The sequence below is a fragment of the Pseudomonas fluorescens genome (assembly GCF_002837185.1).
Lineage (GTDB): Bacteria > Pseudomonadota > Gammaproteobacteria > Pseudomonadales > Pseudomonadaceae > Aquipseudomonas > Aquipseudomonas fluorescens_AM.
Window position 1 is genome coordinate 188,191 of sequence record NZ_KZ477989.1, and the last position, 19,601, is coordinate 207,791.

At 56.2% G+C, this 19,601-nt stretch carries 20 protein-coding genes; 12 read left to right on the forward strand and 8 right to left on the reverse strand.

Annotated features, from left to right (window positions below):
- Positions 1–8: 8 nt before the first annotated feature.
- A complete protein-coding gene (locus CIB54_RS06950) occupies positions 9–3,128 on the reverse strand; it encodes a DEAD/DEAH box helicase (protein ID WP_101219230.1) in 3,120 nt (1,039 codons plus the stop codon).
- 105 nt (positions 3,129–3,233) lie between these two features.
- Between CIB54_RS06950 and CIB54_RS06955 the strand changes: the two genes are divergently transcribed.
- On the forward strand, positions 3,234–3,812 hold the full coding sequence (locus CIB54_RS06955) for a recombinase family protein (protein WP_065869384.1): 579 nt from the start codon (positions 3,234–3,236) through the stop codon (positions 3,810–3,812).
- Here CIB54_RS06955 and CIB54_RS06960 read toward each other — a convergent pair.
- Positions 3,787–4,431, reverse strand: a complete 645-nt coding sequence (locus tag CIB54_RS06960; protein WP_101219232.1) for a hypothetical protein — start codon at positions 4,429–4,431, stop codon at positions 3,787–3,789. The genes CIB54_RS06955 and CIB54_RS06960 overlap by 26 nt on opposite strands.
- 175 nt (positions 4,432–4,606) lie before the next feature.
- On the opposite strand from CIB54_RS06960, the gene CIB54_RS06965 reads away from it, so the two are divergent.
- From CIB54_RS06965 to CIB54_RS06985, 5 genes are all read left to right on the forward strand, one after another.
- Positions 4,607–5,074 (forward strand): helix-turn-helix domain-containing protein, encoded by a 468-nt coding sequence (locus CIB54_RS06965; protein ID WP_083225742.1) that lies wholly within the window; start codon positions 4,607–4,609, stop codon positions 5,072–5,074.
- A 129-nt stretch (positions 5,075–5,203) separates the two neighbouring features.
- On the forward strand, positions 5,204–5,572 hold the full coding sequence (locus CIB54_RS06970; RefSeq protein ID WP_065869382.1) for a DUF2513 domain-containing protein: 369 nt from the start codon (positions 5,204–5,206) through the stop codon (positions 5,570–5,572).
- 872 nt (positions 5,573–6,444) lie between these two features.
- Positions 6,445–6,750 carry a DUF6482 family protein gene (locus CIB54_RS06975; RefSeq protein WP_101219234.1) on the forward strand — a complete coding sequence of 102 codons (306 nt, stop codon included), beginning with the start codon at positions 6,445–6,447 and terminating at the stop codon, positions 6,748–6,750.
- A 124-nt stretch (positions 6,751–6,874) separates the two neighbouring features.
- Complete coding sequence (locus CIB54_RS06980; protein ID WP_101219236.1) at positions 6,875–7,198, forward strand: hypothetical protein; 324 nt, start codon at positions 6,875–6,877, stop codon at positions 7,196–7,198.
- Between the two features lie 87 nt (positions 7,199–7,285).
- Positions 7,286–7,786, forward strand: coding sequence for a methylated-DNA--[protein]-cysteine S-methyltransferase (locus tag CIB54_RS06985; protein ID WP_065949287.1), 501 nt, complete (start codon positions 7,286–7,288; stop codon positions 7,784–7,786).
- On the opposite strand, the gene CIB54_RS06990 is transcribed toward CIB54_RS06985, so the two are convergent.
- Entirely contained in the window at positions 7,787–8,569 is a 783-nt protein-coding gene (locus CIB54_RS06990) for a GNAT family N-acetyltransferase (protein ID WP_101219238.1), read from the reverse strand.
- 180 nt (positions 8,570–8,749) lie between these two features.
- Here CIB54_RS06990 and CIB54_RS06995 point away from each other — a divergent pair, with 180 nt between their 5' ends.
- A complete protein-coding gene (locus CIB54_RS06995) occupies positions 8,750–9,175 on the forward strand; it encodes a low affinity iron permease family protein (RefSeq protein ID WP_065949289.1) in 426 nt (141 codons plus the stop codon).
- Positions 9,176–9,227: 52 nt separating this feature from the next.
- Here the strand turns inward: CIB54_RS06995 and CIB54_RS07000 are convergent, their stop codons facing one another.
- The 3 genes from CIB54_RS07000 to CIB54_RS07010 form a co-directional block, all read right to left on the reverse strand.
- Entirely contained in the window at positions 9,228–9,755 is a 528-nt protein-coding gene (locus CIB54_RS07000; RefSeq protein ID WP_065949290.1) for a DUF4142 domain-containing protein, read from the reverse strand.
- 120 nt (positions 9,756–9,875) lie between these two features.
- A complete protein-coding gene (locus tag CIB54_RS07005; protein WP_101219240.1) occupies positions 9,876–10,517 on the reverse strand; it encodes a LysE family translocator in 642 nt (213 codons plus the stop codon).
- Positions 10,518–10,664: 147 nt separating this feature from the next.
- A complete protein-coding gene (locus tag CIB54_RS07010; protein ID WP_420094154.1) occupies positions 10,665–11,573 on the reverse strand; it encodes a LysR family transcriptional regulator in 909 nt (302 codons plus the stop codon).
- A 77-nt stretch (positions 11,574–11,650) separates the two neighbouring features.
- Between CIB54_RS07010 and CIB54_RS07015 the strand changes: the two genes are divergently transcribed.
- Entirely contained in the window at positions 11,651–12,139 is a 489-nt protein-coding gene (locus tag CIB54_RS07015) for a DMT family transporter (RefSeq protein WP_065949293.1), read from the forward strand.
- On the opposite strand, the gene CIB54_RS07020 is transcribed toward CIB54_RS07015, so the two are convergent.
- Together CIB54_RS07020 and yiaY are read right to left on the reverse strand one after the other, a co-directional pair.
- Entirely contained in the window at positions 12,140–12,814 is a 675-nt protein-coding gene (locus CIB54_RS07020; RefSeq protein WP_101219242.1) for an NAD(P)H-binding protein, read from the reverse strand.
- A 90-nt stretch (positions 12,815–12,904) separates the two neighbouring features.
- Positions 12,905–14,053, reverse strand: a complete 1,149-nt coding sequence (gene yiaY, locus CIB54_RS07025; protein ID WP_065949295.1) for an L-threonine dehydrogenase — start codon at positions 14,051–14,053, stop codon at positions 12,905–12,907.
- A gap of 123 nt (positions 14,054–14,176) precedes the next feature.
- On the opposite strand from yiaY, the gene CIB54_RS07030 reads away from it, so the two are divergent.
- The 4 genes from CIB54_RS07030 (at position 14,177) to CIB54_RS07045 (ending at position 19,583) form a co-directional block, all read left to right on the forward strand.
- Positions 14,177–15,193, forward strand: coding sequence for a DUF4917 family protein (locus tag CIB54_RS07030; RefSeq protein WP_065949296.1), 1,017 nt, complete (start codon positions 14,177–14,179; stop codon positions 15,191–15,193).
- Positions 15,194–15,404: 211 nt separating this feature from the next.
- Positions 15,405–15,944 carry an RNA polymerase sigma factor gene (locus tag CIB54_RS07035; RefSeq protein WP_065949297.1) on the forward strand — a complete coding sequence of 180 codons (540 nt, stop codon included), beginning with the start codon at positions 15,405–15,407 and terminating at the stop codon, positions 15,942–15,944.
- Positions 15,941–16,906, forward strand: a complete 966-nt coding sequence (locus CIB54_RS07040) for a FecR family protein (protein ID WP_101219244.1) — start codon at positions 15,941–15,943, stop codon at positions 16,904–16,906. The genes CIB54_RS07035 and CIB54_RS07040 overlap by 4 nt, the downstream gene beginning before the upstream one ends.
- Before the next feature lie 118 nt (positions 16,907–17,024).
- The gene (locus CIB54_RS07045; protein ID WP_101219247.1) at positions 17,025–19,583 is read left to right on the forward strand and encodes a TonB-dependent receptor; all 2,559 of its coding nucleotides are present in this window, start codon (positions 17,025–17,027) and stop codon (positions 19,581–19,583) included.
- Positions 19,584–19,601 lie beyond the last annotated feature (18 nt).

Sequence of the window (19,601 nt, forward strand, 5' to 3'; positions counted from 1 at the left end):
GAATATAATTACTCAGAAACAAAAAGCCTCAAGGAAACCTCGTTTGTTGACAGTGTATTTAGCCATGAGTCTATAAGCTGAAAAGCTTGTAGTGTCTCTGCGGCACACTGCTGCCCAAGACGGATCTGGTGGTAAAAATCTTTTTTCGAAAAAGCGTTACCAACCACAATCCAAATCTCTTTCTCTACTGCAAAAGATTTACGACGATTGGATATAGTGTTCCATGCATGATCAATCAGCGCATCGTAATCGACACCACGTTTCAGCATATATTCTTCAGGAGACATCTTCTCTATCAGTCGAAGTCTTTTAACGTGATCCGGGTGAGCATTGTCAGTTCGCCAAGGAGACTTCAACATATTCCAGTTCGCAAAGAAAAGGTCTGCATTCGGCGAAGTTAATGCTTCTAGATTTTTAATTGCTTGTGTCCCAACCATCGCAAGAGCGCCCGCAGAGGAGTGAGGGGCTCCGACATCTGCGCACTTCACGTGGACGTATATCAACTTCGACGGAGTGCTTGCGATAAAGTCAGCCGGTTCAGTCCCTAAATCCGTGCACAATAGGAAGTCGAGATCCGCTACGTGGGAAAAGAAAGGACCGAGGTCTGCAATTTTTTTATCTGGGTTTGGAATGTCTTTAATCTTATCTATAATGGAAAATACGGAGTTTTGAGGGAAAAGATTTTCCGTAAGCGACGATGAGTCCCCTTTTTCTTTTAAACCCTTACATTGCAATTCTTTTATAGAGTGCAGAGATTTGCCAATATTTGATTCCGCGATATCCACACCTAGCTCTGTCGGAAGCCTCATCTTATAGTAGCTCCCAGAATAATAACTAATAGAGTCTTGATACAAAACCTTTACAATGCTATCGCTTAAAATTTCGTTAGCTGACTGGCCGTATTGATAGCTTTTATTTCCACCCCTAGCCTCCGCATTGGTTAGAGTTAAATCTTTTAATGTATTCAGCCGAGGGATCTTAGTTTTCAAACTATAGGAAAGTATTGCCGAAGTATAATTATCGCTGCTAGCTAGTAAAAAAACGTTATCATCCTGATTATACTGAACATAATAAATGTCATTATTGAATGTATATCTATGATGACCATCGGTAAAATCAAGGGGGGTTTCAAAGGTGCTTAAGTCAAGTAACAATACAGTAGGTGAACCACTTGGACTTTCATTAACAGGCTTTGCAAAGGAATTCAAAAGAGGGCTAGTATTCCTATCTGAATTCTCTATAACTTTATGAATATCATCGATCCAATGAGAAAGCTGAGCTAAATTCATGTTCCTTTTTTTCTGGTCTGACACCCGACCTGATCCGACGCCAAGATAGTAACTCGTCTCCGATGTCCCTTCAGGTGTTAAGTTATCCACAAGCAGCGTTGAAATTGCATAGGATGCGTTGGCTTGAGATGAGTTTACCGCTTCAAGGTTCTTACCCCTCCATGAAATCCCTTCGGGACGATGTTTTGCGTCACCTATTGCGAAACTTGTTGTGCTTTTGGTTTTTAAGCTCTTAGTTCTAGCAGCCAATGCCAAAATTTGATCCAGAGAAATGGTGGACCCAAGACCAAGCTCCGATTCAAACGCGTAGTTTATACCCCTACTATCATACACAACCAAAAGATCACCAGCTTCTCGCAAGATTATAACTTGCAAGGCGGGTTCAAAAAAAAGTGAGTCACTCAGAAATTTTGAATTATTGAAGCTAATACTGGTTATGACTGAAAAGCCGACCGAACGTTGAATCGTGACCAGTTCTCCGTTATTCACAAGCTTCCAATATAGAGAGTCTACGAGCACAGGGAGCGAAAAGTTAGCTTCCTTGTTGATAAAACACAGCGAAGCCAGTGGCAGCTTCAGACTATGCTCTGGATCAAACTCAGCAATATTGAATTTCTTCTTATACCCCGAATCAAAGTAGCTTATCTCCGGAAACGAATCGAGATACGACTTCAGAAGCGCAGAGGTATCAAGGGACTTAAGAAAAGATGTGACCGCGCCTGGACTGCTCAAATACTCATCAAACTTTATAAAATTATTCCACAACCGAGCATTTGAACCATTGCTTAGATCCAAAACGTGAGCTAGATCCTCCCCACTCTTCCGAACGATTCTCCCTACAGTTTGAACAAGCTCTCTACCACTACTTACAGGATATGTAATCACCAAAACTTTAGCGCTCGGTATATCAACACCCTCATCGAGCTTTCTTTGATGTATGATAACTTGATAATCTGAAGTTTTAAGTGCTTTCGGAACCACCGACTTGAAATTCTCTCGACCATCACCAGCAAACTGTTGATGTATAGCTATCGTTTTATAGCTCCGCGAGAAAATCTCTTCATACCTATTTATTTCATAATGATTCCTACATTTAATTATACACTTTGTGCCAGGCTGATTATCAATTAAAACTTTGACTCGCTCAACCAGATTTTCTTCAGGTAAACTCTCAAAACTCGGACTGCACAATACGTTGTGCTCTAGCGCCTGTTTGAACGTGTAAATAAAACTACAATCTGGCGACACATCAAACTTAAAAAGATCATTTCGATAAGGGGTTGCGGTGATAATTATCTTATGCGCATTAATTGATCTCGATATTTTACTCCATACTGGAGACGGCTCTGAATGCCCCTCATCGATAATTATTAAATCGATAGCCTCAGTAAAAGCTTTCAACGTAACCGCATCAGTAGACGAAAGCTTTTGGAAGGTCGTGACATATATCCCAGCGTCTGCAACTTTAGTTATCCCTGACCATACAGACTTTAAAGGAATACGTTCTAGAGGGATGCGCTCTTTAAAAAAATCGCCTGAGAGTTGTTTGAGTATTTGATCCTTAACAGCGGAGCGATGGCACAGAATTAATATATTTTTCTTTGAACTGAAATGTGCAACTGTTGCGATCACACCTGTTTTCCCGGCGCCAGTCGGAAGGCTGATCAGACAAGAATGTTGCGTCTTGGCGCCAGCAAGATAATTAAAAGCAGACTCAACACCTTTTTTCTGACCCGTGCGCAAACTTTTCCAAAGCTCGTCATTAACGAAATCTAAACCTAGTTGCATAGCACTTTCCTTAGTAATCAGACCTGCCAATAAACGACCGTTTTCTGGCATCCATAACAGCCTCGCCCAAGACCTGTCAGAAAATTAGCCTTGGCTTTCCTGGCATGGCGTCCTATTTTCGACACCGTTTTCTGACACCTCTAGGGACACGGGCAAATGGCTACTACTTTCGCTTATGGCAGAGTATCAACAGGACTGCAAGAGACCCTCAACCAACGTCTAGAGCTAGAGAACGCCGGATGGGTCATAGATTTCTGGTTCTCAGACACAGTGAGCGGGAAAACCCACGCAGCTCAGCGCCCGGCATTCCGAGAGCTGTTGAGTAAGATTCGGGATGGGGAAACACTCGTAGTGTCCAAGCTAGACCGGCTAGGGAGAGATGCGATTGATATTCTTCAGACCGTTCGAATGCTCGGCGAACGCAGCATCCGAGTCGTTGTGCAACAGCTAGGGTCCACCGACCTAACCTCTCCAGCAGGAAAGCTATTGCTATCAATGCTTGCGGCAGTTGCTGAAATGGAACGGGACTTACTAATCGAACGCACTCAGGCGGGACTGGTAAGAGCCAAGGCACAAGGAAAACAGCTTGGCAGGCCGCCCAAGCTCACGCAGAGACAGCGTTCCGAAATCACGAAAGCTCTCGACGAGGGCATGAGTATCAGCGCTCTATCGAAGTTATACGCGGTCTCAAGGGCGACCATCGCCGGGGTCAAGGCCGATCAGAAACATCCATAAGACCGCCGACTCGCAGGATGGAGTCATTGACCGTTGATATGTGTTCTGCAAAAGGACTCACGGGGCGGAATGAGGATTCATTAACTCCACGAAACCAAACCGCAGTCCAGCCAGCAGAGTCCGAGTATTGATTCGATTTCCTGATACGGCTTACGTAAACGCCAACCTTACAGCCAGCAGCGCCCGTATCCGGCCAAGGCTCATCTCGGCAAGTTACATCGGCATTCTGATTGACATGCAGGCGATACTTTTTGAAGACACCGGCGGCACCATTTTTGTAGCCCCGTGCAGGAATGATCTTTAGGGCCGAACTGTCGTGATTTCCCAAAGCATTTTCAACTTCACAGGCACGAATATCATCAATCAGAGACCTGAGCTTAGGGGATACATCGCTGTAGCACTCAGAGCCTTCGTCGGCCGTTGCGATACCTTCATCCGAAAGCAGCGATTCAGGTGCAGAATCTTCTTTCGCCTTTAGGGCACTGATTTGTTGAGTCTCGCTGATAACAGGTTTCGTAACGATCTCGGCGCCTTCTTCGCCCTCCGAACACCGGCTAACTCCTTGCGTTATCAAAAACACAATCCCGACACACCCCGCCAGCTTCATAACAAACTGCATCGCACAAATCCTTTTATGGTTTTCGCTCGCCCAAACGTGCGCTTACGAGACATGCACGTAGGGACCTGCGCCTGTTAGCTCCGGCATAGCAACACTGCTACGAAATTCTGAGCATGTTTGAAATGTTCCGAATAGAGCGTGGCCGATTAGTCTACATCGCGGCGACATTCGAGGTATGAAAACTCCACTACGAGAACGCTTCGGCTTGCGAGTCAAAGCATTGAGGCTCGCCTCCGGTTTAAGCCAAGAAGCATTTGCGGACCATGCGTCTATAGCCCGCAGCTACATGAGCCGCATCGAACGCGGTATGGCTAACCCCTCTTTAGATGCCGTAGAGAGCCTTGCAGATGCTTTAGGTGTAGATCCGAGCCAGCTGTTTGAGATCGTTGAGCCACCAGCGCCATACGAAGCCGCAGTAGAGGTGCCCTACGCCGCAGACGGGACGTGCTTTCATCCCGGGCTAGCAAGCCCGCGAGACGGCTCATTCCGCGTTGGGGAAAAATCCGCAGAGCTTCGCTTTGGTTCGTTTGAAGAGGCGTTGGCATATTTGAGGACGATGCCGGTAGCGAAGTGGAGAAGACCCAACAAGAGCGGTAACTGGGGACTCGTTACATCAACGAGGTGGAGCCTGCTTTCACGCTAGCTCAACAACGGATGTCAATCTGTTGCTTTACGCTCTACTTACGTTGCGTTTTCGATCCCATAAGACGCCGCCACCAAGCAGGTAACGCAGCTTAAGATCAAACACTCAAAGCAGAATCATGGAGGAAATATGAAACGTGATTGGGATGTGATCAGGGATGTATTGATCGAGGTCGAAGCCCTCAGCTTCAGTGACCGTGACCATTTCGGCTACGAACTCAGCTATGCACAGCAGGACGAAGACACTAGCGAAGCGGAACACGCGTTGCTGCTGTGGGAAGGCGGGTTCATTTCTGGAATTGATGCTGGCTCTATGGATGGACCAGCAATTATCGGCCCAAAGCTGACATGGGAAGGGCACGAACTGTTAGAAACCATTCGAAGCCAAGCCGTGTGGGAGCGCATCAAGTCGACGGCAAAATCAAAGGGCATTGAGCTGACACTGGAATCAGTAAAGCTCATAGGAAAATCAGCTCTGGCTTGGGTGTTAGCCAATTAAACCACCCATGTATCGCTGTGTTTCAAATACCTTCCGGTAGAGAGAGGTTGCATTTCCCCCAACACCCCGCTGACGCGGAGTTAGAGGAACCTCAGCCTACCGAAAGGGCTCACCTTCCGTATAGATTGCTTCCGGCCTGTGGCTGAATTATCACAACGACCATGCTAAGGCAGGTTAGGTTTCACATGGGGCTGCTCGCGACTCGGCTTCAGCCACCCTTCCGGGCATCTCTACCGACGACCTCTATGCCGCGTTCCTTCTGAGGCCTGCTGCGTGTCACTGCATTAGAATCGTGCCCGAACGTAAGGACGCCGATAGAGCACGAAGTGAAGACCCGAAATGTATACCAAAAATCACATTTCCAATCAAGCGAGAAATTGTCCCGCTCCAACTTTCCGAACATTTATATCCGCCAAACTCAGCTATAAGGATTGATCAAAAGACGAAGCAGAGAAGGAATGCAATGCCATCACACCACCCCACTGTTTCTAAGGGTTTGACCTTCCCAGATCCCGCATGAGCAAGACTGATTGCACCTTCTCACTCCTACAAATCCCTCCTACATTTCATGCTGAATATTCCTATAATTCATTGGCTTACGTGACATGTGGGTTTGGGTTCGATTCCCTCTACCCGCTCCACACAAATGCGTTCTCCTGTCATGCCACGGCTGACAGGGGAAGTCTAAAAAACCGGTCCTTGTGACCGGTTTTTTTATGCCTGGCGTTCAAGGGCCGATAACGCGTGTGTTCGCGTCGCCCCAGAAAACTGTACAAATATAAAATTCTGTACAAGTATTGTACGCTGAAGACCAAAACACATTGATCAACCGTTCGAGCACGCCAAGGTCGGCGTCCAATGAGGTCCAATTCATGAATGTGCACATGCTGACCGAGCTGGCCGCGAACGGCGAGATCCGCGAGCTGCAATTGCTGTCGCTGGAAGGTGGCTTGTATCTGGCACGGGTCCGGCTGGATCGCGATGAAAAAACGCTACGGGGCGATGACGGACAGCCACTGCGCATCCGCTCCACCACCCACTTGCGCGACCTGCTGCAAGGGGTGGCCGCATTTCCCTGCGTGCTGGTGCAACACAGCGTGCATGACGAAATGTGCGGGGTCCGCGAAGAGCCGATTGGTGGGTTGCGCATTCCTTTTTCACTGAACGCGGCGCTCTAAGCTACATTTATTGTCGGACCCGTTTTCCGAGTATCAGCGACATTGATTTAAGCAGCGTCCTACAGGGAAGGGCCGTCCACACCACGAGAATGCAGCAACCTCAGTCAGCAGCAGGGCCTACCGGATGTCTTCCCCTGAACAGGAAAATTCAAGGCAAGCAGTAAGAAAAGTCGTGGGGCTTGTGCTGATCATTCCATTGTTGCTGCCACTGACCCCAATCCCTTTCGGACTGCGCCCCATGGCAGTGGCAGCGACCCTCGCGGGCTCCGTCTACGGCGCCTGGTACTCAATGCGACACACCAGCCGAGGGGTAGCCTTCAGCGCTATCATGCTGGCCCTGCTCAATCTCGGCGCGTGGGTGGCAATGTCGGTTCCCTCGATCATCTGGTTGATCTTCTATGTCGCGGTGGCCTATGGGTCAGGCCATTGGATTCACTGGCGTTTTTAACGCCAGCAAATTCGACCGCAAGAAACCGGTTTCTCCTGGGGTTCACTGAGGGGATAGTTGCACCGGACAGCCTCAAGGATCAAGCCCATGTCATACGCCTACAAACTCATGCCCTCCCCCGTCGGCCAACTCACCCTGGTGGCACGCAACGGCAAGCTCGGTGCCGTGCTCTGGGAAACGGAACGCGAAAATCGGGTGCGCCTGGGTGAGCTGCACGAAGCCAACGACAGCCCGGTACTCCTGGAAACAGAGCGTCAGCTGGCGGAGTATTTCGCTGGCACGCGCAACCGTTTCGAGTTGGAACTGGACTTCGACGGCACCGACTTTCAGAAGCAAGTCTGGCAGGCCTTGCTGACCATCCCGTTTGGCCAAACTCGCAGCTACAGCCAGATTGCCCGGCAGATCGGCAACCCAAACGCGGTGCGCGCCGTAGGCGCGGCGAACGGGCGTAACCCGATCTCGATCATTGCGCCCTGTCACCGCGTCGTGGGGGCTTCGGGGGCACTGACGGGGTTTGCCGGCGGGCTTGAAGCCAAGCGGTATCTGTTGACGCTGGAGGATCGCGGTCAGGCAACACTGGCGTTCTGATCATGGGCTTGGGACAGGCCCGCGAACAAAGGACGCGCAGTCGAATAAACGTTGAAAACCCAATTTTTGATACAGCGGGACAGCCATCATCGATCCCTCGAGAAAACACCTGCGTGCCCCAAGACCCGAAGCGTGAAGCAGGGCCGCCTGAATCAATCGCGTGGCGTAGCCTCTGGCACGAAAGCCGATAAGCGTGCCGACGTCACTGAGCCTTGCCTCACCCTCACACAATGACAAGGTCAACGAACAGCGCACCTGCCCCTCGGCGGACAAGATGAAGTGATAAAGGGCTTCATCGGCGTCCAGCGCCCGCTGGTGCCGGGCCTGATAATCGGCGACCGTCTGGGGCGATATCGAAAACACACTGCCAAGCGGATTCGCCCATTCATTCAAGTCACACGTCAGGCTGATCTGCACAGCCTCCTCGCTGATCGATGGCGCAAAGCGCGCCAACGGGAGGACCATCGTGGTGCTCTTTTCAGCAGGCTCAAAACCAAGCCCGGTGAGCGCGCCGCGTAACCCATCGACCTGTACCTCAGGAATCACGATGCGTATTGGGGCTACGTTACGGCGGATCAGCTCCAGGATCACCTGCGTCGCTTCGTGCAAGGGAGCGCTGCCCACGCGAATGAACAACGTATTCCACGGCGAGGAATTCTCCTCGGCAAAATAGGTGTTGATACCGGCGGCATGTCGACGGTACATCGCGCAGGTCGTTGCAAAAAAATGATCTTCGGTCAAGTAATAAAGTGCGGGTATGTCAGTAGCGGCCTTTGCGTACATAAGGACTGTCCAGGGCAAAAACCCAGTCTTGCGCTCAACGCTTCGCAGCGCCGTAGGCCCGCTCCTAAAACCCAGGCAGAAAAACGCCTGCTTTTATCCGAAGGCTAAGTTGTAAAAAGAAATTTCGACGAGTGCCTGCGGTCAGAATTTTCATCACCCTTATTTGAGGAAATAACCGTCATGAAATTCTCCACAGTCTCCCAAACTCTATCGCGCTGGGCCGGCAGCCCCCGGACGTTCTACGCGGCGGTGGCGTTGATTCTGGCGTGGAGCCTGAGCGGACCGTACTTTCATTACAACGACACCTGGCAATTGATCATCAACACCTCGACCACCATCATCACGTTCCTGATGGTGTTCCTGATCCAGAACACACAGAACCGCGATAACGACATCCTGCATATCAAGATCGACGAGCTGTTGCGTGTGTCCAAGGATGCTCAGAACGCTGTGCTGAGCCTGGACGGCCTGGACCGTAAAGAGCTTGAAAAGCTGCGTCAGGAATACCGCGATATCGGCAAAGCCGGCAGCTTGAGCCTCAACAGCAGTTGTGGTGCCGCCGCCGACGATGCGGCGCCGCCGAAAACCGATTTGAACCAGGCATAAAAAACGGCGGTTGGAGATGATCCAACCGCCGTTTTCATTTCAGGGAGTCACTTCAACCGTCACCTTGGTGCCCCTTGCCGTAGGTCGATGCCAGGGCCCGGGCTTTCTCCAGGCGTTCTTGCAACTTGGGCAGCGTCTCGTCCACCAACGCTTTGATCTCAGGCACATCCGACGCCGCACCTTCCTGCTTGAACAGGGCGATGGCGTCTTCATTTTCCTTGACCTGCTGCGCGGCATAGGCAGCGTCGAAGGAGTCGCCGTCCTTGAGTTCGGGCATCAGGGTTTCGGCCTTGTCGACGATCTTCTCCCGCGGGGCCACCGGCAGGTCGAGCTTCTTGGCGATCGCCGCCAGATGCTGGTTGGCCAGGGTGCGCTCGTTGATCACCTCAATGGTGTAATCCTTGATTTCCTGGGACGAGGTCTTGGCGTGAGCCATACGACTGGTTTCGATATCGGCCATGCCTTTGGCTGAAGCCTGCTCGATGAATTGGGCAGGCGACTGGGCGAAAGCACTGCTGGCGCCGAGGCCCAGCAGCATCGCGAAACTGGCGGTGCGTAACCGGATAGCCATGCGGCTCATGATGGGTTCCTCCAAGGCAAAAATAGGGGCAAGGGAACTGCGCCTCGCCTTGGATTCGAATTTTGCACGCGGCAAAGGTTTAGAAAAAAATTTGCAGTGCGACGAACGGTCGTTGCCGACTCACGCAGGTTTGCTTGCAAACAGGCCCGGCAACGCGTGCGCCAGCGCGTTGATGGCGAACCCGATAAACATCACGCCGCACAGCTTCGTGATGAGGATTTCGTGGCGCTGATACACCGTACGCACGCGTTGGGCACCGACCACACCGATCAGGATCGCATAGGCCAGCAGGCCGCCGATAAAACTCAGAACAATCAGCGACGGCAGCATCGACCACGTCAGCAACTCGGCACGACTGGAGAGCAATGCCGTGAATGTCGCCACTGCCACCGGGTACGCCTTGGGATTGGTCAGGCCGAACAGAATGCCGTGCCAGAACGGATGCCGCGCCGCGCCCTGAGGGGCGTCGCTGCTACGGCGCCGGGTGCAGATGGCGCGCCAGCCGAGCCAGAACAGATAAAGGCCGCTGAGCACGCCGAGTACATCAAACGCACTGCTGCCAACCTCCCGCGCGCCCACAATCGCCACCAATGCGGTGCTGCACCACACGACGTCCCCGAGTAAATGCCCAGCGAGGAACCCCGCCCCCGCACGACGGCCACGAGCGGCACCGATGCCGAACACGGCCAACACGCCAGGGCCGGGCGTAATACCGTAGATAAACCCGGAAGCAAGGACCGCTAACAGCAGGGATGGGGTCATGGGCGGGGCTCTGGCAAATTGTTGAAAGACACAGCGATTCTGCAGGTTCCGGGGCTGCGGGTAAAACTTCTATTCGTGACGGGCGACTGCAAGTTAAGCGAATTTTTCATACCCGCGCTCAGCCACCGGCAGCTTGGTAGCGACTGCTCAGGCCTCCAGCACACCTTGCACCCGACCCTTCAACCACTGCAACCCTGCATCCCCGCCCCGGCGCGCATGCCAGGCCAGCTCGAACGCAAACGATGGAATATGAAACGGCGGCGGTACACTCATCAGGTGCGCGTGATCGATATTCAGCAGGCCTCGGGATGAAACAGTCAGGATCAGGTCCGTGCCTTGAATCAACTGCGGTGCCACGCCCCAGTGCGGCAGGCTGATTGCCACGTGCCGCCGCTCACGAATGGCGGCCAACGCACGCTCGATTTCCGGCGTGCCGCTGCCGCGCATTTCCAGCAGGACATGGGGCCGTGACAAGTACGCAGCCAGGTCCAGCACACCGCCTTTGGGCAGGCTGTCGCGGTCGACCAGGCAGGTGTAGTGCTCTTCGAACAACGGCGTCGTGCGCAGTTCGGCTGGCACGTCAGGGAAGACCCCGGCAGCGAGGTCGAGATCACCATTGAGCACGCCGTCGACCATGCCTTCGCGGCTGGCCTGGATGATTTGCAAGTCGATGCCCGGCGCTTCATGGCGTAACAGACGAACCAAGCCGGGCAGGAAAATCGCCGCGCTGTAATCCGACATCGCCAGGCGAAAACGGCGCTTGGCCGAAGCCGGGTCAAAACGGTTCGGCGCCAGTAGCGCCTGCACCTGGGCCAGGGCCTCTGCCAACGGCGTGGCCAACTCCAGCGCGCGGGCGGTGGCTATCAATGCGCCGCCCTGACGCACCAGCAACGGGTCACCCAGCAGGTCACGCAAGCGCGCCAGCGCATGGCTGACCGCTGGTTGACTCAGGTGCAGGCGCTCGGCAGCGCGGGTGACATGTTGCTCGCTGAGCAAAGCATCGAGGATCACCAACAGATTCAGGTCAACGCGTCGCAGATCATTCATCAGCTGCATGCTCGGCATAACAAATCGGAATTTAAATTTGCGCGACGAATAGCCTAGAGTCCAGCAAAACCTCTGGGAGATTCGACATGACAACGTTGCATTGGCTGGGTTTGTTGCTGCTGGCGGTGATCGCCGGCGCTGTGGTGCCGTTTCAGAGTGCGATCAACGCCAACCTGGGTCGCGGGCTCGGCCACCCGTTGTGGGCGACGCTGGCATCCCTGTTGGTAAGCGTCATGGTGTTGCTGCCGGTGATCATCGCACTACGGCTGCCCTTGCCGAGCCTGGCCTTTATCACCCGGGCGCCGCTGTGGATGTGGGCCGGTGGCGCATTTGGGGTGTGCTTCATTTCGCTGGCATTGATGCTGCTGCCCAGGCTGGGCGCATCAGGGTTTATCGCACTGGCCATGGCCGGGCAGATTCTGGCGTCGTTGCTGCTCGATCATTTCGGGCTGTTCGGCCTTGCGCAGCGCCCAATAACAATGCCGCGGGCGCTCGGAGCGCTGTTGTTGATGGGCGCGGTGGTGTTGATTCAGTTCAGCGCCACGCCGGTGCGGGCAGTGGCGACAGCGGGTTGATCAGCCGCGCTCAACGGCCAGATGACTGATATCCCGCTGCTCCACCACCGCGTGCGGCGCGCCCTGTCTGGCCACCTGCAACATCGCCTGGCCGACCGTCTGGGTACTCACCACCCAATCCGGCTTTACCCGACGCACCAACGAGAGCAACGGCCCGAGCACGCTATAGAACGCCTGGTACAACGGCGTCTTGGAACGCACGCCGTGCAACGGTTGGATGATCCCCGGCCGGAACAGATAGACCGCCTTGAACGGCAAGCGCAGCAACGCGTTCTCGGTCTTGCCCTTGACCCGTGCCCACATTGACTTGCCCCTCTCGGAACTGTCGGTGCCGGCGCCAGACACATAGATAAACGTCATCTGCGCATTGAGCCGCGCCAGGGTGCTGGCGGCGACTAACGTCAGGTCGTAAGTGAGGTGGGTGTACTTGACTTCATTCATGCCCGCCGAGGAAACGCCCAGGCAGAAGAAGCACGCATCAAAGCCTTGCAGCAGGTTTTCCAGAGGCTGGAAATCCAGCATGTCACTGTGCAACACCTGATGCAGTTTGCCGTGTTGCTGGGTCAACGGCGTACGGCCGACAGCGACGATTTCCTGCACGTCGGCGGCCAGCAGGCACTCGCGCAGCACGCCCTGGCCGACCATGCCGGTGGCGCCGAATAACAGAACTCTCATGGGGGACCTCAGCGGCAAGCCGCAAGCTTCATGCTCATGTTGAACGCGTTCAACTTGTAGCTTACCGCTTGCAGCTCGAAGCTGCCCCTATCAAAACGCGCTGCGAAAGATCTCCTCGATCTGACGCTGATCCGCGCGCCGCGGGTTGGTCAGGCCACACGCATCCTTCAGCGCATTGCTCGCCAGCAGCGGAATATCCTGCAACCTGGCGCCGAGCTCACGCAGGCCGGCGGGGATTTCCACATCCTGGGACAACGCGCGAATCGCGACGATAGCAGCCTGCGCGCCCTCTTCCGGAGTCACCCCCTTGATATCGGCACCCAACGCACGCGCTACGTCACTCAAGCGCTTGGCGCTGACACTGGCGTTGAAACTCTGCACGTGGGGCAGCAGCACCGCATTGCACACGCCGTGGGGAAGGTCGTACAGGCCACCGAGCTGGTGCGCCATGGCATGCACGAACCCCAGCGACGCGTTGTTGAACGCCATGCCCGCGAGGAACTGCGCATACGCCATGTTCTCCCGCGCGGCCATGTCGCTGCCGTCGCGTACCGCCAGGCGCAGGTTGGCGCTGATCAATTCGATGGCCTTGATTGCGCACGCGTCGGTGATCGGTGTGGCGGCGGTGGACACGTAGGCTTCGATAGCATGGGTCAAGGCATCCATGCCGGTGGCGGCGGTGAGGCCCTTGGGCATGGCGACCATCAATGCCGGGTCGTTGACCGACAGCAGCGGCGTGACATTGCGGTCGACGATGGCCATTTTCACGTGGCGGGTTTCGTCGGTGATGATGCAGAAACGGGTCATCTCGCTGGCCGTGCCGGCGGTGGTGTTGATCGCCACCAGCGGCAGCTGCGGCTTGCTCGATTGGTCGACCCCCTCATAGTCGCCGATACGCCCGCCGTTGGTGGCGCACAACGCGATGCCCTTGGCGCAGTCATGGGGCGAGCCGCCGCCCAGGGACACCACAAAATCGCAGGCGCTCTGTTGCAGCAACGCCAGGCCTTTCTCGACGTTTTCCACATTGGGGTTGGGCTTGGCGCCGTCGTAGACCACCGAATCGATGTCCTGCATCGCCAGTTTCTCGGCGATCATGCTGGCCACACCGGCTTTGCACAGCCCCTGGTCAGTGACGATCAACGCCTTGCGAAAACCGTAATTGCGGATGGCGATCATGGCTTCGTCGAGGCAGTCGATGCCCATGATATTGACGGCGGGGATAAAAAACGTGCTGCTCATGGTCGATCCTCAGGGGCTTTATACCCACAGAATCCACCGGTACCGCTTGCCGTATCTTGACCAGGATCAATGCCGGCTCGTGATAAAGTCACCGTCCAGCCGATTTCGAGTAGACCCGCCGCAATGAAGGATTTCCAGAATATTGACGCCCACCTTGACGACTGGAGCGCACTGCGCGGCGCCATCGACTTCAATGGGATTCTGATCGGCAACGGCGCAAGCCGCACGATTTGGGAAGACTTTGCCTACGACTCGCTGTTTGAAAACGCTCGCACAGTGGAAGAAAAGCCCCTGGGCCAATCCGAACTCAGCGTATTCGATGCGCTGCAGACCCGCAGTTTCGAGCAGGCCCTGGGCGCGCTAAAAACCACCAGCCGCGTCAACAAAGCCCTGGCGGTCAGCTCGGCGGCGCCACGCAATCGCTATTACGCGATCAAGGAAGCACTGATCAATACGATCCATACCGTGCATATTCCCTGGCGCCTGGTACAGCCCTCGACCCTGGCGACCATCCACGCGGAACTGGCCCGCTACACCACGGTATTTACCAGCAATTACGACCTGCTCAACTACTGGGCAATCCTGCACACGCCGGGTATCGATGACCTGTTTTGCAGCGCCGATTCAAGCTTCGACCTGCGCGACACCCGCACCGACGCCACACGCATTTTGTACCTGCACGGCGGCCTGCACCTGGTGCGCAACCTCGACGGTACCGCGCGCAAACTGTCGTCCACCGACAGCACGTTGCTCAGCAGTTTCGCGATCAACAACACAATCAAGACGCTGGACGATGTGCCGCTGTTCGTCAGCGAAGGCAAGGTGCAAGACAAGCTCAAGACCATTCGCAGTTCGGATTATCTGTCGTTCTGTTATGAACAATTGCTCACCCACGAGGGCGCGCTGTGCATCTTCGGCCATGACCTGGGGCCGCAGGATAAACACCTGGTGGATGCGATCCGCCAGGCCGACATCACCACCCTGGCCATTTCGGTCTCGGGGCGCAGCGAAGGGTTCATTCGCCAGCAGAAGCAGCGGTATTCGCAGCTGTTCGAAGGTACTGGAGCGCAGCTGAAATTCTTTGCAGCGCGCACCCATCCGCTGGGTAACCCGGCGCTGTCGGTGCCGGTCGAACACTGATCCAGTGAACCAAGAAGATCAAATGTGGGAGGGGGCTTGCTCCCGATAGCGGTGCATCAGTCAACACATTCATTGCCTGACACACCGCCATCGGGGGCAAGCCCCCTCCTACATTTGAGGTGAGTGCAGCCTTTAAATAGAGACAAATGACAATAATTCTCGATATCATTCACGACCTTTTCCAAGCCGTGCTGCGTCAAGAAGGATATCCATGTCTCGTCCCAAGCCCGACCCATTGTCGGCCGATGCCTGTCGCGGATTCTATGCAGATATCCTGCATTTCCTGCGCAAACGCACGGACAACGCCAGTGACGCGGCGGACATGACCCAGGATGTGTTTACCCAATGGCTGGACTACCGCGACCGGGCCAAGGTCGAGCAGCCACGGGCGTTTTTGTTCCAGATGGCGCGCAACCTGCTGCGCGATCACTGGCGTAAACAGCAGGTACGCCGCAGTGTCCACCCCGATCCGGCCGACGCCCCCACTGAAGCCGTCACCGATGAGCAAAACGAGCCCATGGCCGCAGCGCTGCGCATCCAGCGCCTGGAACAACTGAAAGAAGTCCTCGCCGAACTCTCGCCCCGTCGGCGAGAAGCCCTTATGCTGCATCGCTTCGAAGGCTTGAGCCAGGCACAGATCGCCGCACGCATGGGCATTTCAACGAGCATGGTGGAAAAGCACATCGCCTTCGCCCTGCTGCACTGCAAGCGACGTCTTCAACCTGGACCCGGCACGGAGCAGCCACAATGAACCGCCTGAGCGACCTCGACGCGCCGGACATCGAAGCGAGCGAGGCCATCGATGCCCAAGCCGCCAATTGGTTTGCGCGCAACCGCAACGACGCGGACCGTGTCGACCGCAAGGCCTTCGCCGCCTGGCAGGCCAACCCGGCCCATGCGCGCGCCTATGCCGAATTCGAGCAATTGTGGACTGACCTCGCCCAGTTGCAGCCATTGAACAAACCGGTGGCGCTGCCCAGGCGCAAACCTGTATGGCGCCCCGCGCTGGCGGTGGCGGCCGCCTTGCTCTGCGCCGTTCTTGCGCCTCATCTCGGTGCGCCACGTGCGCTGTATCACGCCCAGGTTGCCGGTCATGCCAAGGGCATGCGTACCCTGCACCTGCCCGATGGCAGCACCTTGTATGTGAACGCCAACACCCGCATTCGCGTGGATTTCACCGCGCACCAGCGCATCCTTCACCTGGACAAAGGCCAGCTGTACATCGAAGTGGCCGCCGACCAGGACCGCCCGCTGTACGTACAAGCCGGCGAGGCGAATGTGCGGGTGGTGGGCACCGGTTTCGATGTGCGCCGCAGCGAACAGCAACTGGTGGTCAGCGTGGCCCATGGCCAAGTGGCCTTCGAACCGGATCGAAAACACCCCGCCGCGTTGCTCCAGGCCAGGCAACGCGCCAGTTACCAGTACGCCAAGGGCACGTTGCACCAGCAAACCCTGAACGCCGAAGACGTCGCCGACTGGCGCAGTGGGCACTTGGCGTTTCGTAATCGCGAGCTGGCCAGCCTGATCGACGAGCTGAGCCTGTACCGTCCCCAGGCGCCTTTGCAGGTCAGCAAGGCCGTGGCGCGCCTCAAGGTGTCGGGCAACCTGGATGTGAATGACCCGGACGCGCTGCTCAACGCCCTGCCCGCCCTGTTGCCGGTAAAAACCGTGACCGGCGCCGACGGCATTATGAGGATCGAATCGAGCCAATAAGCCACACATGAGAATATTTTGCATTCGCATGTGTGGATTTTTTTGCCTGCCCCGTCTTCCTCCCGTCTGCGTTTGATGCGCACACCTTTTTGGCTATTTAGCCGCACCGGGGGATCTCATGTTTCGCGCGCCTTGCCCTGCTTCGCACCTGTTTCTTCGACCGACCCTGCTTGCCACCTGCCTGGCGTTCAGCGTCAGCGCCCAGGCCGAGTCATTCACGCTGCAACTGCCGGCCCAGCCGTTGGCGACCTCCCTGAGCCAGGTGGCCCGGCAGGCGAAAATCCAGCTGCTGTTCGATGAGGCGTTGCTCAAGCAGATACAGGCGCCGGCCCTCAAGGGGGAGTACAGCGCAGAAGACGCGATTCGCAGCCTGCTCAAGGGCGCTGAATTGACCCTGATCAAGGTCGGCACGACCTATGTGGTGCGCGCCGATGCAGCCAGGACCACGCAAGGCCGCGCAATCCAGCTCGATACCTTGAGCGTGATCGGCACCGGCAACGAAGTGGACTCCAGTACCGTCAACCGCTCCACCCTGACCCAGGCCGACATTGACCGCTACCAGTCCAATAACATCCCCAGCCTGTTGCAGACCCTGCCCGGCGTGAGCCAGGGCGGCTCGCTCAAACCCGGCGGCCAAACCATCAACATCCGTGGCTTCGGCGATGCCGAAGACGTGCCGATGACCGTGGATGGCGCGACCAAGAGTGGTTTCGAGCGCTACCAGCAGGGCACGGTATTTATCGAGCCCGAGCTGATCAAGAGCATTGAAGTAGAGAAAGGCCCGAACTCGCCGTTTACCGGCAACGGCGGCTTCGGCGGTACGGTCAACATGACCACCAAGGATGCCCCGGACCTGCTCAAGGACGGTCGCAACAGCGGCGCAATGCTCAAATACGGTTACTCGAGCAACGACCATGAGCAGGTCTACAGCAGTGCCGTGTATGGCCGCACCGACGATGGCCGTTTCGATGCCCTGGCCTACCTGACCCAGCGCGACGGCGGCGACATGAAGGTCGCCGCCAAGTTGCCCAACGAGAACAACCAGTACCCGATCAACCCTCAGCGCCTGCCTAACAGCGCCCAGGATGTGGACGGCAAGCTGTTCAAGGTCAATGCGTACTTCACCGAGGAGCACAGTGTCGGCCTGTCCTACTCGCGCGCCCACAGCAACCGCTGGACGCCCTTTTCCGCCGCCAGCTACCCAACACCGCCGACCCAGGCCAACATCGACCGCTACGGTTATGAAGGTGCTCTCAAGCGCTTTCTGGCGCACCGCGATACCGTCGACACCACCTGGTCGGGCAAGTACCACTACCAGCCACTGGACAACCCGCTGGTGGACGTGACCGTCAAGTACTCCCAGTCCAACACCGAACAGACCGACGAGCGTGATGCCACTGCGTTTTTCCAGTTGGCCACCGGCGGGCGCAAGATGGACACCGCCTACACCGACAAGCATCTGGATATCCGCAATGTCAGCCTGTTCGACACCGGCCCCCTGCAGCATGCGCTGACAGTCGGCGGGCAGGTGCGCAAACACGTGCGCGACACCGAAATGTGGATGCCCGGCAGCACCTACAATACGCCGCGCTATAACTATGGCCATTTTCAGCCGGGGTTCATGCCCCACGGCAAGGTCGACACCCACAGCTTCTTCATCCAGGACGCGGTGACCCTGGGCGATCTGACCATCACCCCGTCGCTGCGCTACGACCATGTGCGCAACCGTGGCGAAGGCAATGATGCGCCGTACTACAACAACCCTGACCCTGCGATCGGCCACGACTACAGCGACCGCACCTACACCGGCTGGTCGCCGCGTCTGGCGCTGTTCTGGACCGTTACGCCAAACGTCGGCCTGTTCGCCAACTGGAGCCAGACCTGGCGTGCGCCGGTGATCGACGAGCAATATGAAGTGCAGGGCCTGGGCAGCCGTACCGCCACCAGCGTGGACCTGGACCCGGAGCGCATCACCTCGATTACCCTGGGCAACATCACCCACTTCGACAACCTCGTCGCCCAGGATGACAACCTGCAATTGCGCACCACCGTGTTCCACAACAAGGTCGAAGACGAAATCTTCAAGGCCACCGGCGTGGGCTGCCAGAACCAGGCCGTCAACGGCGGCACCATTGGTTCCGCCTGCCCACCGGGGGCGATGTCCAATTACCGCAATATCGGCGGCCTGACCATCAAGGGCATTGAAGTGGAGTCGATCTACAACTCCACCTACGTGTTCGGCTCGGTGTCATTCGCCTATGCCAAAGGCCAGCACGAAGGCGCCTACACCAACCCCTGGGGCCCGGACGTGGCAGCGCGGGATATCCCGCCGACCAAATGGGTGCTGGTGCTGGGCACCCACATTCCGGCCTGGGATGCCCAGGTAGGCTGGATGGGCCAGTTCATCGGCGCCACCGACCGCCTGCCCAGCGACAAATATTCCGGCGGCCCGGGCTCCGGGGTCGGCGACCTGTTCTACGACCAGTACGGCAACAAGCGCTACAACACTCAGGGCCTGTTCGCCAAATGGACACCGCAGCAGGCGTATCTGAAAGGCACCGAGGTGAACTTCACCGTGGACAACCTGTTCAACGAAAACTTCCGCCCGGCGTTGAGCGGCGACCGCGCCTATACCAAGGGCCGCGACGCGAAGATCAGCGTGACGCGGTTCTTCTGATGGCTACACCGAGTCTGA